The sequence below is a fragment of the Cognatundibacterium oligocarboniphilum genome (genome assembly GCF_013377855.1).
Lineage (GTDB): Bacteria > Pseudomonadota > Gammaproteobacteria > Burkholderiales > Burkholderiaceae_D > Undibacterium > Undibacterium oligocarboniphilum.
Map to the genome: position 1 here is coordinate 113928 of NZ_JABXYJ010000006.1, position 14966 is coordinate 128893.

At 55.3% G+C, this 14966-nt stretch carries 14 protein-coding genes; 10 read left to right on the top strand and 4 right to left on the bottom strand.

Going from position 1 to position 14966, the window contains the following annotated elements; all coding sequences use genetic code 11:
- Positions 1 to 36: 36 nt before the first annotated feature.
- The 4 genes from HV832_RS11790 (at position 37) to HV832_RS11800 (ending at position 5002) form a co-directional block, all read left to right on the top strand.
- Positions 37 to 2526 (top strand): adenosylcobalamin-dependent ribonucleoside-diphosphate reductase, encoded by a 2490-nt coding sequence (locus tag HV832_RS11790; RefSeq protein ID WP_176804046.1) that lies wholly within the window; start codon positions 37 to 39, stop codon positions 2524 to 2526.
- 404 nt (positions 2527 to 2930) lie between these two features.
- A complete protein-coding gene (locus HV832_RS17360; RefSeq protein WP_223827279.1) occupies positions 2931 to 3176 on the top strand; it encodes a hypothetical protein in 246 nt (81 codons plus the stop codon).
- Between the two features lie 319 nt (positions 3177 to 3495).
- The gene (locus tag HV832_RS17365; protein ID WP_223827278.1) at positions 3496 to 4254 is read left to right on the top strand and encodes a hypothetical protein; all 759 of its coding nucleotides are present in this window, start codon (positions 3496 to 3498) and stop codon (positions 4252 to 4254) included.
- Between the two features lies 1 nt (position 4255).
- On the top strand, positions 4256 to 5002 hold the full coding sequence (locus HV832_RS11800; protein WP_176804047.1) for a c-type cytochrome: 747 nt from the start codon (positions 4256 to 4258) through the stop codon (positions 5000 to 5002).
- Between the two features lie 139 nt (positions 5003 to 5141).
- Here the strand turns inward: HV832_RS11800 and HV832_RS11805 are convergent, their stop codons facing one another.
- The gene (locus HV832_RS11805) at positions 5142 to 5588 is read right to left on the bottom strand and encodes a hypothetical protein (RefSeq protein WP_176804048.1); all 447 of its coding nucleotides are present in this window, start codon (positions 5586 to 5588) and stop codon (positions 5142 to 5144) included.
- A gap of 239 nt (positions 5589 to 5827) precedes the next feature.
- Between HV832_RS11805 and HV832_RS11810 the strand changes: the two genes are divergently transcribed.
- From HV832_RS11810 to HV832_RS11835, 6 genes are all read left to right on the top strand, one after another.
- Entirely contained in the window at positions 5828 to 7432 is a 1605-nt protein-coding gene (locus HV832_RS11810) for a DUF1800 domain-containing protein (protein WP_176804049.1), read from the top strand.
- Between the two features lie 19 nt (positions 7433 to 7451).
- Positions 7452 to 8693, top strand: coding sequence for a DUF1501 domain-containing protein (locus HV832_RS11815; protein WP_176804050.1), 1242 nt, complete (start codon positions 7452 to 7454; stop codon positions 8691 to 8693).
- 191 nt (positions 8694 to 8884) lie between these two features.
- On the top strand, positions 8885 to 9418 hold the full coding sequence (locus HV832_RS11820; protein WP_218132034.1) for a phosphorylase family protein: 534 nt from the start codon (positions 8885 to 8887) through the stop codon (positions 9416 to 9418).
- 69 nt (positions 9419 to 9487) lie between these two features.
- On the top strand, positions 9488 to 9799 hold the full coding sequence (locus HV832_RS11825; RefSeq protein WP_176804052.1) for a hypothetical protein: 312 nt from the start codon (positions 9488 to 9490) through the stop codon (positions 9797 to 9799).
- Between the two features lie 48 nt (positions 9800 to 9847).
- Entirely contained in the window at positions 9848 to 10690 is an 843-nt protein-coding gene (locus HV832_RS11830) for an AraC family transcriptional regulator (protein WP_176804053.1), read from the top strand.
- Between the two features lie 166 nt (positions 10691 to 10856).
- Positions 10857 to 11675, top strand: coding sequence for a metal-dependent hydrolase (locus HV832_RS11835; RefSeq protein ID WP_176804054.1), 819 nt, complete (start codon positions 10857 to 10859; stop codon positions 11673 to 11675).
- 16 nt (positions 11676 to 11691) lie between these two features.
- Here the strand turns inward: HV832_RS11835 and HV832_RS11840 are convergent, their stop codons facing one another.
- The 3 genes from HV832_RS11840 to HV832_RS11850 are packed head-to-tail and all read right to left on the bottom strand — an operon-like array spanning position 11692 to position 14835.
- The gene (locus tag HV832_RS11840) at positions 11692 to 12378 is read right to left on the bottom strand and encodes an ABC transporter ATP-binding protein (RefSeq protein ID WP_176804055.1); all 687 of its coding nucleotides are present in this window, start codon (positions 12376 to 12378) and stop codon (positions 11692 to 11694) included.
- A complete protein-coding gene (locus HV832_RS11845; protein WP_176804056.1) occupies positions 12371 to 13603 on the bottom strand; it encodes an ABC transporter permease in 1233 nt (410 codons plus the stop codon). The genes HV832_RS11840 and HV832_RS11845 overlap by 8 nt, the downstream gene beginning before the upstream one ends.
- Positions 13600 to 14835, bottom strand: coding sequence for an efflux RND transporter periplasmic adaptor subunit (locus tag HV832_RS11850; protein WP_176804057.1), 1236 nt, complete (start codon positions 14833 to 14835; stop codon positions 13600 to 13602). The genes HV832_RS11845 and HV832_RS11850 overlap by 4 nt, the downstream gene beginning before the upstream one ends.
- Positions 14836 to 14966 lie beyond the last annotated feature (131 nt).

Here is a 14966-nt window from a genome sequence, read left to right on the forward strand (position 1 = left end):
CACACAATGCAACTCCATCAGACAGACAAGCTCAACATGAATGCAAATGACAAAATGCTAGGAATAACCGACATGGCACCCCAGGAAATTTCTCTCGACGTATTACTGGAAAAATATGCCAAAGGTGATGAAGTCACCATCAACGATGTACAAACCCGTGTCGCCCGGGCGCTGGCCAGTGTTGAGCAAGCTGATGTACAGGCTTACTACGAAGAAAAATTCTTATGGGCGCAGAAAAACGGTTTCGTTCCGGCCGGACGGATTAACTCCGCTGCTGGCATGGATTTGCGTGCCACCCTGATTAACTGTTTCGTGCAGCCAGTCGGCGACTCGGTTTCCAACCCGACCGATGGCAAGCCAGGCATTTACGCAGCGCTGGCCGATGCCGCAGAAACCATGCGGCGTGGCGGCGGTGTGGGCTACGATTTCTCCAGTATCCGTCCAAAAGATGCGCTGGTACGCGGTACCCGTTCGCGGGCGTCAGGACCGGTTTCCTTCATGCAGGTATTCAATGCATCGTGCTCAACGGTCGAATCCGCCGGTGCCCGGCGTGGTGCGCAGATGGGCGTGTTGCGCGGCGACCATCCAGATATTCTGGAATTCATCCGCTCCAAAGATCAGGGCGGGCTGACCAACTTTAATATCTCCATCGGCGTCACCGATGAATTCATGGAAGCCGTTGCCAATGACACCGATTTCTGCCTGGTGCACAAGGCCGAACCAAGTGAAGAAAGCAAGGCGGCCGGGGCCTATCAGCGTGAAGACGGCATGTGGGTGTATCAAACTCTGCGTGCCCGTGAGCTGTGGGATCTCGTTATGCAATCCACCTATGATCATGCTGAGCCTGGCATCCTGTTCCTGTCGCGCATGAACGCTGAAAACAATCTGTACTACTGTGAAAAGATTGAAGCCACCAATCCATGCGCCGAACAGCCTTTGCCCGATTACGGCTGCTGCTGTCTCGGTTCGGTGAACCTGACGCGCTTTGTGCGCAATCCGTTCACGGTAGCCGCCAGCTTTGACACCGAAGCATTTCAGGAAGTCGTCACAGTCGCCACCCGGATGCTCGATAACGTCCTGAATGCGACCGCCTGGCCTTTGCCGCAGCAGGAAGCTGAAGCCATGTCGAAACGACGGGTCGGCCTTGGTTTTCTCGGTCTGGGCAGCAGCCTGGTGATGCTGGGCATACGCTACGACTCCGAAGAAGGCCGTGAATTTGCGCGCCAGGTTTCTGAAGCAATGCGCGATGCCGCCTACCTTGCCTCGACTGAATTGGCGAAAGAAAAAGGAGCCTTCCCTCTGTTCGACAGTACCCGTTATCTGGCAGGCGTATTTGCGCAACGGCTGCCGAAAGATATCCGCAAAGCGATTGCCAAACACGGCCTGCGCAATTCGCATCTGCTGTCGATTGCGCCAACCGGCACCATCACGCTGGCGTTTGCCGATAATGCCTCGAATGGTATTGAACCGGCTTTTTCCTGGGTCTATAACCGGAAAAAACGTATGGCTGCCGGTGATGCCCGCGTCTATGAGGTGGCCGATCATGCCTGGCGGCTATATCGCGCCATGGGTAACGATGTCTCCGACGACAACAAACTGCCGCATCAGTTTGTGACGGCGCTGAATATGTCGGCCAGCGACCACATGAAAATGCTGCAGGTGGTTCAGCCTTACATCGATTCGTCGATTTCCAAAACGGTCAATGTTCCCGCTGATTATCCTTACGCCGATTTCCAGAACCTGTATATGGACGCCTGGCGTGCGGGCCTTAAAGGGCTGGCGACCTATCGCCCGAACAATATTCTGGGCAGCGTCCTGTCAGTCAGCAGCGCGGACGCCGCGCCGGAAACCAAAACCGTTCCTGACGAAGATCTGCTGCGCAAACAATTCGATGGTCGCCCCTTTGGCGATCTGGAGTCCGTCACCTCCAAAGTGCAATACATGACCTACGAAGGCAAGAAAACGGTTTATCTGACGGTGAGCTTCATTCATGTGCAGGGTCTGGTCGGCGGGGAACGCGTGACCATTGAACGCCCGTTTGAATTCTTCATGCCGGCCGGGCAGAAAAACGATGGCCAGCAATGGATTTCCGCCAGCATGCGCCTGTTGTCGATGGCGGCGCGCTCCGGTGGCTCCATTGCCAAAGCGCTGGCAGACATGCGTGAAGTGGTCTGGGACAAGGGTACTGTGCGTTGCGGTACTATCACCAAAGACGATGGCTCGCAAGCGCCACTGTTCCACGAATCGGAAGTCGCCGCGATCGGCTATTCCCTGCAGCGCATCCTGATGAAGCGCGGCTATCTGGACGCATCCGGCAACCAGATTCCGGTCACCGTGCTGGCAGAAAGATTCAAGTCACGCATCCAGCAATACAGCCTGGATAACCTGACCTATGAAGCAGAAAATGCACCGATCAGCTATGTACCGACTGGCAAAAAATGCCCTGAGTGCGGCGCCCATGCCCTGCAAAAAATTGATGGCTGCAGCCGCTGCGTTTCCTGTGGCTATGTGGGTGCCTGCGGCTAATCTACAGCCTTATCTATCCGGCAATACTAAGGTTGCCGGACTTATTCCAGCCACCAGACGGTGGCTTTTTTTATGGTGCTTTCTGGTATTGTCTGGCGTTTTCAAGAGAACATCTGTCTCATTCAGGAACGGGTTGATTAGAAGATGTTTCTGCCTGTAATCCAGCCATATCACACCGTACAGCCGCTGCAAGAGCCTGCATTGTTGCTCAACAACATCAAAATCCGGTGACAGTGATACAAACCTTATTCTGTTGATCTGCATCAACCGTCATATAGCCTCAACACCTACTATGCAGCAAAAAGATCATCAGCAGACGTGCACATTCCTTCTTATCACTGCCGCCCCTGATCTGCAACAACCTGTGTTTTCCGAAACAATTTTTGTCCAGACTGGAGTCATGTATGGTGCATTTTTTTCAGCAACGAATCCGGCGTCTGATTGTTTTCGCCGCTCTTCTTCTCACCGCCGTGTTGTCGCAACTGGCAAATGCCTTGCCTGCCTTTGCACGGCAGACCGGACAAAACTGCGTCGCCTGCCATGCCGGCGGACAATTTCCTGAACTGACCACTTACGGTCGCCTGTTTAAACTGACTGGCTATACCATCGGTTCGCGCTCAGCACACCCTTGTCTGCCACAGGTGTGCTGAGCGCGACCAAAACATCCAATCCGACCAGCGATGCGGCATTTGCCAAAGACGCCACGGCGCTGTTCCAGACCGGCAGCGTCTTTTTAGCCGGAAAAATCACCAACAACGTCGGCATTTTTGCGCAGGCACCTACAACAATTACGACAGCCAGAATCCCGATACCGGTCAATGGGGCGGCAAATGGGCATCGGACAATTTTGATCTGCGTTATGCCGACCGCTTCATCGCACCTGACAAGGATCTCATCGTCGGACTCACCCTCAGCAATAATCCGTCAGTCAGTGACCCCTGGAATACGGCTCCCGCCTGGCTGCAATACGTGCCCACCGCCTTTGGTGTGACCGGGCCGGACGTGACCCCAATGGTGTCGCAACTCGGCGCCAAGGTGGCAGGTGTCGGAGCGTATGCGTTCTGGAATAATCTGCTGTATGCCGAAGTCGCCGGCTACAAAACCGCCGATGGCGCCTGGTCTTTTCTGAGTCAGGGCACCAAGTCGATTGATCAGGTGCAGCTCAAAGGCGTGAACCCTTATGTCCGGGTTGCACTGAATCACGACTGGGGTCCGCACAGCGCCATGATCGGCATGTTTGCCTTCAATGGCGACATTTATCCGGACAATCTGAATCCGTCCGGCCCGGTCACACATTACCGTGATCGTGGTTTCGATGCGCAATACCAGTATTTGTTAGATCCTCACACCATCACCGCGCAGGTCAGCTACATCAGAGAAAATATCAGTAATGGCGACGTGACCGGGATAGCCAATAACAGCAGTAACACGCTGAATCAGTTCCGTGCCAAAGCCAGCTATGTGTATCGCGCCAGATATGGCGCCAGCCTGAGTTACTTCAGCACCACCGGCACGACTGATGCCACGCTGTACCCGACCAACACCGGGAATCCTGATGCCTGCGGCTGGGTACCGGAAATTTTCTGGATACCGGTTCAATATGTGAGAATCGGTGCACAGTATTTCTCATTCAACCGCTATCAGGGGGCATCGTCCAACTACGACGGTGCTGGCCGGAATCCGAAAGACAACAATACGTTTTTCCTGTATGTATGGGGAGCTTACTAACATGATTCCGACACTGACCCGCCTGAACCTTTCCCTGACATCGCTGGCTGTCGTGGCACTGAGCGCCTGCAGCTCCACCGAGCGCTCGCGCGCACTGGATGACAGCAACGTCAAAGCGCCCGTCATTGCCATGCAGGTCTGCGCTAACTGCCACGGCGTGACCGGAATCTCGACATCACCGAACTTTCCTCATCTGGCAGGACAAACGCCGGCCTATCTGACGGCGCAACTCAAATCCTTTAAGACACACGGGCGCTCTGATCCGGCAGGATTTGAATACATGTGGGGCCTGAGCGCACGCTTAAGCGATCAGCAGATTGCCGGCCTGGCCGATTATTTTTCCGCGCAGCGACCTGGCACGGGCAAACAGGCTGACACTGCGGCCTTTCAGGAGGGGAAAAAGATTTTTGAAAGTGGTATCGTTTCCAGCAACACCCCGGCCTGCGCGACGTGCCACGGCGCGAAAGGCGAAGGCATGGGGCAGTTTCCCGGTCTCGCGGGACAGCATGCCGATTACGTGGTCAAACAACTCATGGTATTTCAACGGACCGATGAACGGCCCGAAGGCAGCATCATGAAAAACATTGCCCACGGTCTCAGCAAGGAAAATATGGACAATATTGCCGCCTATCTGCAAGCATGCCTTTGCAAAAATAAAGGCTGCTTTGCGCACCACTGGCGCAGCCGGCATCATGTGGTCTGTGCCAGACGGGGCGGGATACTGGTTGACCGCTCCCGACCGTTGTGAAATTCTGGATTGCGTTTGTTATCCCGGTTATCATATGCATTAAAACTTAGGAGTATGTCTCAAAAACAGGCTGATGCCTTTATAAAAAAAGGATGAGTAAAAAATACTCCCCCCTGTATATTCAAAACACCCGGATACCTCAGTCGTCGTGACGACCACGGCCGTGGCCCCGGTCATGGTCCTGATCTTTGTCACGCCCGCGGCCATGACCGCGGTCATCATCCCGGTCGTCATTGCCGCGATAGCGTTCATCACGGTAACGCGGCACCACTTGCGTGTTGTACCAGTTTTCATTCACAAAATAGACCGGACGACCGCAGGCATTGTAGCGATAGCAATGTTTTTCCCAGTGCTTGATATGGCCTGGCGGAACAATCAGATACATCGGTGGCGGCATCACGCCGACCCGTTCGATGATCAGTGGCTCATCGTACATCAGCTGTGGACGCGGAAAATTCCCGATATCCACTTGTCCATAGAATCCCGGCTGGCCAAACTGCAGCGATAAATTTACATCCTGCGCCTGTGCCTGCGACCCGAGCCACAAAGGCGAAGCGAGGGCGGCGATGAGTAATAATTTTTTCATGAGTTTCTCCGTTACTGACAGGTTCTGATAAGAACGCACGACTGGCTCAAAAGGAAGACAGCCATCGTCGCTGTTTCCGGCCAGCGGCCGTTAATGCCCTGCATTCTAAGCAGTCTGCTCAGGACACATACACAGATTTACGTATCGTTACTTGTCTGTGGTCAGCTTTTTAAGCACCATCAACGTTAAGTTTTCAGCAGCAAGCATCCCTCGTTCACGTCACTATTGGATGATCCGACATGAAACCATCTGTTTCGGCAATGCTCCTCGTACTCCCTGTCTGGCTGACCCTGTGCGGCCCGGCGCAGGCGGCCTCCATTGCGCCGGTCACTGATCAGGAAGCAGCACACCTGCTCAACCGCCTCGCTTTCGGACCGCGTCCCGGTGATATTGCCAGCCTGCAGCAAATGGGCGCAGATGCCTATATTGAGCAGCAGCTGCATCCTGAAAATATTCCATTGCCAGATGCGCTGCAGCAGAAACTGGCGCAACTGTCCATACTCAGCGCCAGCCCCGGCACCGTGCTGTACCAATACCAGAAAGCGCTGAAAGATGCACGTAATGACAGCGACGAATCGAAAAAGCACCGCCGCGAACTGGTCGGCTCGATCATGGAACAGACCGCCGCTGCCCGACTCTGGCGCGCACTGGAAAGCCCGCGTCAGCTGGAAGAAGTCATGGTCGATTTCTGGTTCAATCACTTCAATGTCTACGAGGCCAAGGGATTCGACCGCGCATTGGTTGCCAGCTACGAACGCGATGCCATCCGCCCTTACGTGTTCGGCCATTTCCGCGACCTGCTGGGTGCGACAGCCAGGCATCCTGCAATGCTGTTTTATCTCGACAACTGGTTATCCACGGCAGATGATTTTCATGCCAATCCACGGCAACGCGGTACGCAAGGGCAAAAAGGAAAATCAACCGGCCTCAATGAAAACTACGCACGGGAACTGATGGAATTACACACGCTGGGCGTCGATGGCGGCTATACCCAGAAGGATGTGACCGAACTGGCGCGGATGCTGACCGGCTGGACTTTCGATCCACGCAGCATGGCGCTGCGGAATCAGAATTTTGTGTTTGATATGACGCGCCATGATGACGGCAGCAAGCAATGGCTGGGGCAGACGATCCGCGCCGACGGCCGCAATGAAGGAGAACGTGCGCTGGATGTACTCGCCATGCACCCTGCCACGGCACATCACCTGAGCTTCCAGCTGGCGCAGTATTTTGTCGCCGACCAGCCGCCCACTGCGCTGGTGGAACGGCTGGCACAACGTTATCTGGACACGCAGGGCGACATCCGTGCCGTTCTGGACACCCTGTTCCACAGCCCGGAATTCCGCTCGCCGGCAAACTACGGCAGCAAATACAAAACGCCGTATCAGTTCACCCTGTCGGCACTGCGCGCCACCGGCACACCGGTGCAGAATATCCGCCCTGTACTAGGCACACTGGCGCAGCTGGGTATGCCTTTATATGGCAGCCAGACGCCGGATGGCTATAAAAATACCGAAACTGCCTGGCTTAATCCCGATGCCTTAAGCCGCCGCATCAATTTTGCCACTGCGCTCGGAGGCGGTTATCTGCCGCTATTGCAACCGCTGGAAAACGGTCAGGCTGCCGGAATGAAACACATAGAAAAAAACACGGAGAAACAGATGGAAAAAATCAGTATGGAAAAGACGCCACCACGCCAGCTGATGCCGCCACCGGATCCGGAACAGTTGCAAAACACACTGGGACCACTGCTGACACCTGTCACACGCAATGTCATCCATCAACAACCGGCTGCCTTGCGTGCTGCGCTGATGCTCGGCAGTCCGGATTTTATGCAACACTGATCTCTGCCAGGAGCACAACATGAAGAGAAGACATTTTCTGCACACGCTGATGATGGGCTCCGGCCTGCTGTTACCGGTCAGTCCGACGATCTGGGCCGCCAGCAGCAATACTGCCGTTCCATCCGGCAAAAAAGTCATCGTTATTATGCTGCGCGGTGCGGTCGACGGCCTGAATGTCGTGGTGCCGTATGCCGACCGCGATTATCAGCAGGCGCGCCCCGGTATTGCGCTCAAGGCACCCGGGCAGGATAACGGCGTGCTCGATCTGGACGGTTATTTCGGTCTGCATCCTGCACTGGCAGATCTGCGCAGTTTGTGGGATGAGAAAAAACTGGCCTTTGTGCATGCCAGCGGTTCGCCGGACATCACCCGCTCGCATTTCGATGCGCAGGATTATATGGAATCAGCCACACCCGGCAAAAAAAATACGCCGGATGGCTGGCTCAATCGCCTGCTCACCAGCTTACCCGGCAGCACAACACCGACCCGCGCTATCAGCATCGGCGCCACCATGCCGCGTATTCTGAGCGGCCAGGCGATCGCCACCAACATTGCCAGCGGCGCTGCCGGAACCCGCGCCAATGTACTCGACCAACCCAAAGTCGGCTCCGCGTTCAGTCAGCTTTACGAGAATAATTCCCGCTATGCCAAGACTTATCAGGAAGCCCGCAGCGCGCATCAGGAAGTGATGTCTGCCGCCATGCAAAATGAACAACAGATTGCCGATGGCGGCGCACCGCTGCCGAACGGCTTTCCGGATGACAGCACCCGGGTTGCCACACTGATGCGTAATGATCCGAATATCCAGTTGGTATTCATGGCGCTCGGCGGCTGGGATACCCATGCCAATCAGGGTGCCGGTACCGGCCAGCTGGCAAACCGGCTGGCTCCGCTGGGGCAGGGGCTGGCGAATCTGAGCAAACGGCTCGGACCGTTGTTTGACGATACCACGATCATCGTGATGTCCGAATTTGGCCGCACTGTGCGCCAGAATGGCAATGGCGGCACTGATCACGGGCATGGCAATGTGATGTGGCTGCTGGGTGGTAAAATCGCTGGCGGCAAGGTATACGGCGACTGGCGCGGACTGGCGAGAGATCAACTGTACGAAGGCCGCGATCTGGCAGTCAGCACCGATTTTCGCAGCGTGCTAATGCAGGTCTGCGAACAGCATCTCGCGCTGGATGACCGGCAACTGCAGCAGGTCTTCCCGCAATTGCCATCGCTGCACTCCCGTTTCAATTTATACCGGAACACCTGAACCAGTTTTTCAGACGCCCATCCCCGCACACAGCCGGCCAAACTGCGCGCGGTGTTTTTATTATCGGAACAGCACAGGAAACTTTTACAATAGTAGTCATCTTCTTTGTATCTGTTTCCCCGCTTTCCATGAAAATAATCGTCTTATTCCCAACGCAAACCGAAGCCAGCCTGTTTCAACGGGATGATGTCATGAGCCTCGTCTCCGGTGTCGGCCTGACGGCGACCAGCTATGTCACCACCCGCGTAATTCATGAACATCGCCCCGATATGCTGATCCTCGCCGGGATCGCCGGCGTCTATCCGCATGCCGCACTGCGTATCGGCAACGTGGTGCTGGTCGGTAGCGAACTCGAAGCCGATCTCGGTTTTTTTCATTCCGATGGATTCGTCCATCTGGCACATCTGCCGCTTGACATGGTGTTTGAACGGCGTCACACACTGCATTGCCCTGATTTGCCGGCAAACCTGTTTCCGGTCGCCGCCAGCATTTCCGTCAATGCAGCCATGGCGCCATTTATCCGCACAACGGAAGCCGAAATTGAAAATATGGAAGGCGCTGCATTTTTCCATGTCTGCCTGCAGGAAAATCAACCATTTCTGGAATTGCGCTCGGTTTCCAATATCGTCCGGCCCGGTAACGACGAATGGGATATGCAAGGCTCCGTGGAAGCAATGACACAGGGCCTGCATACCCTGATTGATCATTTATTAAAACAGGGATAATCTGAAAACCTTTTTCTTTCCAGCCGGTTTTACTCAAAACTGCCGCCCTTATTTTCAGGAGTGACTGCCATGTCTCCTATCGCCGCTTATCTTTCCGGACAGCGACTGATCCTCGTGACGGGAGCCGCCTGGTGCTGCTGGTGTGTCCTGATTATGCTGGCTGCACCTTATCAGCCGGGTGATTTTCTGTTAGTGCTGTTCATCCTGTCGCTGCTGCTGACGTATGCAGGCTGTGTATGGATGATTCATCCCCTGCTCACTGCCGGACTATGGGTCGGCTGGCGTCTGCTGACCCTGGTGGTCACGGCATGCGTGCCGTTTATCATGATCGTGGTCATCGGTCATTTTATCGGCCTGGCTGTCAGAACGTGGCTCAGCTGACATGGCAATCAACACAGCACCGGACTGAGCTTTTTCCATTCTGTATTCATGCGCTATCAGATATTCCCGCCACGCCCTGAACTCGCCCACCTGCTGTTACATATTCTGGTCATCGAACTGGATGACTGCGAACTGCATCTGCCGGCGGTACTGAACCCGTCCGTCATGCTATTGATCAAAGGCCGTGCCCTGGTCAGGGAGGCGAATGGCACGATGACCGAAAGCCTGCGCTTTTTCCTGCGAGGCCCGTTTATGTCACCAGTCAATGTCTGCTATCCACCAGGCACGCTGTCGCTGTCATTCTGCTTTCGCGCCGGGATGTTGCATCAGGCAACCGGGCTGTCTGCCGCAGGTCTGCTGGAACAGGTGGTAGACATGGCGCACATTTTTAACCCCGATCAGATTCGTCGCTTTTTACAGGACATCGATCAGGATCAGGGGGTGGAAGGATATATCGCCAGACTTCAGGAATTGCTGCTGCAGATTCTGGATCACCGGAAAAAAACCAGCATCGGCGCCAGTTTTCTGGCAGCGCATCAGAAAATGTTTTTCCCGTTGCTGCAATTATCGCTCGACTTTGGTATCGGCCAGCGCCAGCTTGAACGCCGCGTCAGGGATGCGTTCGGCGTTCCGCTGCGCGATGTGCGGCGGCTGGCGCGCTTTGGTCAATGCCTGCCGCGCCTCATCGGCCACCGTGCCAGCTGGGGCGATCTGACCAGTATCGCGCTGGATTCAGGCTATTACGATCAGGCCCATATGTACAAGGAATTCACCGAACTGGCAGGTATCTCGCCGGCATTGTTATTGCAGAAAATCACTGGCAACGATCCCGCCTACTGGCTCTATCGCCTGAACCGGACCGAATTTAAAAATCTTTTTTTACCGGTCTGATGTCGACTCCATACCAATTTGTCAGAAACATACTATTCCTGATATTCGCCGGCCGCTAAGCTTGTGCCAGGCGCGGTATCTTGCGTGGCTGTCCACAGAAAACACTTGAACCCAGCCCGGGATATCCTGCGCAGGCAGATTGTCATCACTTCACAGCGAGTCTGGTATGAACACTTTAGAAATACGTTACCTCAACATTGATCTGCGCCAGGGCTTCCCGCGTCACTGGCTGGGCGGAGATGCTTTCCGCACGCAGCTGTTCAACGCCCAGTCGATGAGCTTTCCGCTCGGAGAGCAATATTTTATTGACAGCGTGCGCTCTGCCCTGCCGTTGATTCGTAACGACGATCTACGCGTACAGATCAAAGGATTCATCGGTCAGGAAGCAACACACCGCCAGATGCATGCGCAATACAATGCCGAACTGGGTAAGCAGGGTCTCAGCTACTGGATAGGTCCGTTCGTAGCGTGGCGCATCCGGCTCGCACGCCGGCTGAGTGTGCGCAGCAATCTGGCAATCACCATGGCTTACGAACATTTCACAGCTATTTTTTCAGATGCTGTCCTGGGAGAACCGCAATGGCTTGCCGATGCCGCCGAACCGGTGCGCACCGTGTGGCTGTGGCATTCTGCAGAGGAAACGGAACATAAATCCGTTGCCTTCGACACCTACCACGCAATCGGTGGTGGCTATATGCGCCGTATCGCCTGGTTCTTGTATGTGACCTTGTTATTTTCCGGCGATACGCTGCTGCAAACCACACATAACCTGTACCGGGATGGCAGCCTGTGGCAGCCGCGCATCTGGTGGCAGGGTATGAAATACTGTTTTGGAAAAAATGGTTTATTCCGTTTCAGCCTGCCGCATTATCTGGCCTATTTCCGCCCCGGCTTTCATCCCTGGGACAGAGACAATCTGGCCCAGACGCAACAATGGCTGAATCAACAACGTGCGATATTCCGTAAGATCGGCACGCCGGAATAGTTCACGTTCAGCGACATCAGCGTGTCACGATGCGGCCATCCACCAGTTCAATGGTATGGTCGCAGCGGCGCGCCAGAACCATATTGTGTGTGACCATCAGGAAGGTGGTTTTCTGCCGCCGGTTCACTTCACGCATCAGCTCAAAAATCGCATCGGTGGATTTAGTATCCAGATTCCCGGTCGGCTCATCCGCCAGAATCAATGGCGGATTCAGCGCCAGCGCCCGCGCAATCGCCACCCGCTGCTGCTGACCACCGGACATATTGCCGACCAGATGATCCTGCCAGTTTTTCAGCCCCACCTGTGCGAGCAGACTTTGCGCCTGTTCGCGCATGGCATCATCCGGACGACCAGCCTGCATCAGCATCGGCATCATGACATTTTCGGTCGCCGTAAACGCCGTCAACAGATAGTGCGACTGAAATACAAAACCGATCGCGTGTCCGCGCAATTGGGTCAGACTGTCTTCGTCGAGCTGACTGGTTTCTTTTCCGGTCATGAACAGCCTGCCGGACGACGGCCGGTCGAGCAGACCAATGATATTCAGAAGAGTGCTCTTGCCGGAGCCTGAAGGGCCGATCAGCGCCGCAAATTCGCCCTGGGTCACCGTCAGGTCAATATCGAACAGTACCTGCGTCTCGGCAGGTGTGCCGGCAGCATAGGATTTGCAGACCTGATTTAATAAAAGGAGGGATTCAGCCACGGATCGCCACCACCGGATCAAGTCTGGAAGCACGGATTGCCGGTGTTGCTGCGGCCAGCAGACCCGCCAGCATTGCCAGCACGGCGCTCCAGATAAAAAAACCGATATCCATATCAATTACAAACATGGGAGTGCCATCCGGGTTTTTCGCCACCAGCTTCCAGGCCGACAACAGCCCCATCGCCAGCAAAGAACCGATCACTGAACCAAGCAGCCCCACCAGCGCACCCTGTATCAGAAATACCCGCATGACCTGACCACGGCTGCCGCCCATGGCGCGCAAAATACCGATTTCCTTTTGCCGCTGCACTACCGACACCACCAGTACGCTGGCGATACCGGCAGCCACCGACAAACCGACGAACAGGCGGATCAGGAGGCTCGAATACGTCTGCGCCCGCATCGCCAGAAAAAACTGGCTGTTAGTAACTATCCAGCTTAACGCGTTCAAGCCAGTGCTGTTGCTGATCGACTGCGCAATGTCTTCTGCGACATATGGATCCAGCACCGTCAGATCAATGCTGGAAACGCCTCCCACCATGCCAAGCACATTTTGTGCGGTGGAAAGCAAGACATACACATTGCGCTGATTGGCGCCACGGCTGCCAAGATCAAAAATACCGGCAATATTCAGCGTCACACTGGCACCGGACGCGGTGGTAATGCGCAGCTTGTCACCCAGTCCGACACCCATGTCCTCTGCCAGCTGGGTACCAATCATCATATCGGTATTCGTGGCACGAAAAGCGCCGCCGACAATTTTCTCGGACAGGGGAATAATTTTATTGTACTGCTCAGGAACAATACCGATCAGCGACACCGCCTGATTCGCACTGCCACGAATCACCAGCGCCGGTCCGGTGGCCGTCGGTGACACGGCAACGATATCTGCTCTGCGCTGCACCTGATCGCGCACCTTTTGCCACTGATCAATCATATTCATCCGCTGCGAAGGCTTTTGTATGGTCGATGCCATTTGTTCACCCGACCCCGCTTTCAGTACCGGTGTGGCCTGCTGCTTCGGACGCTCCAGCGTAATATGCGGCTGCGAACTGAGCACACGCCGGAACAGATTGCCCTGCATACCGACCAGTAATGCCGACATGAACACGATCACGCCGACACCAATCGCCACGCCGAGAATAATGAACAGCGACTGCATGCGTCCTTCGCGCAAAAAGCGTGTTGCGACTATCCACTCGAAGGGTAGCCAGTTGCTTTTCATGACGGCGCCCGGGACACCTGCGGACGCACCCGCTGCCCCTCACTGACGGTCAGTCCGGTTGCGGACAGTACCCAATCCCCGGCCTGCAAGCCTGATGTGATCTCCACGCTCTGATCACCACGAATACCGATACCGACAGGTCGCTTGTGCGCTTTGCCATCGGCGATCACCATGACCCATGGCTGCAAGGTGGTCAGGTCATGCACCGCTTCCACGTTAAGCGATAAGGCATTCTGACTGCGCCCGACTTCGATCTCCACCGAAACGGTCATATCCTGCGATAAAAACGGCGGCACTTTCAAGACATTCAGTTTGACATTCACCGAGCCGCGCTGGGCATCGATTCCCGGATTGATATACGCAACCTGCGCCGGAAATTTCTGACCCGGATAAGCATCCGTCACCGCCTGTGCAGCTTGCCCCAGGTGGATGAAACGTAAATTTTTTTCGTCAATCTGCACCACCAGCTGCATCACCCCCACCGGAGAGAGCATCATCAATATTTTCCCCGGCTGCACAGTATCGCCACGTTCAATATCGCGCGAAATCAATGTGCCATCAGCCACTGCATAGACTCTGGTATGACCCAGTTTTGCCTGCGCCTGTGCCAGATTGGCCTGCGCCTGCTGCAAGGCAGTCTGGGCAATCTGAAAATCACTGCCTGCCGGCCGCGTCGACTTTAGCTGAAACTGTGCTGTTTTTAACTGGCTGTGCGCCACATCAAGGCTGCGTTGCGCGTCATCCAGCTGCGCCTTGCCGACGAAACCTTGAGCCACCAGATCCCTGGTGCGAGCGTATTGTTTTTCCACGTTGGCCAGATTGGCCTGCGCCTGCACCAGATTTTGTTCTGCCAGCGGTGCAGACAATTCACGTATCTGTTTCAGCTTCACTTCGGCCTGCTGCACCGCAGCCTCTGCCAGCGCCACCGCGGCCCGTTCATCGGAAGATTCCAGCTCAAACAGCAGATCGCCGGCTTTCACGTTTTGTCCCTCTTTAACCGGCACCGCCAGCACCCGTCCCGTCACCTGCACACCGATATCAACCCGTGCCGGTGTTTCGACACGACCACTCGCCACCACGGTCTGCAACAAGTCACTTCGGCCAACCTGAAATGCACGGGCACGCTGTCCCAGTAGTATCGGCGCGGCCAGATACGCCACACCTGCGGCGACAAGCAGCAGGACGGGCGCAATTTTCAGCCATCGTTGATGCAGGATACTGCGCAATACCATATCGGCCCCCGGTCAATCCCGTTAATGTGCGGCGCTGACGCAATCGGTGCAGTGTGACGTGCGTCTCCAGACTGCCAGAAATCTTACCTGTCGCAGGAAAATTGTCAAAGACAGCGCAAAGACAGTGGTGT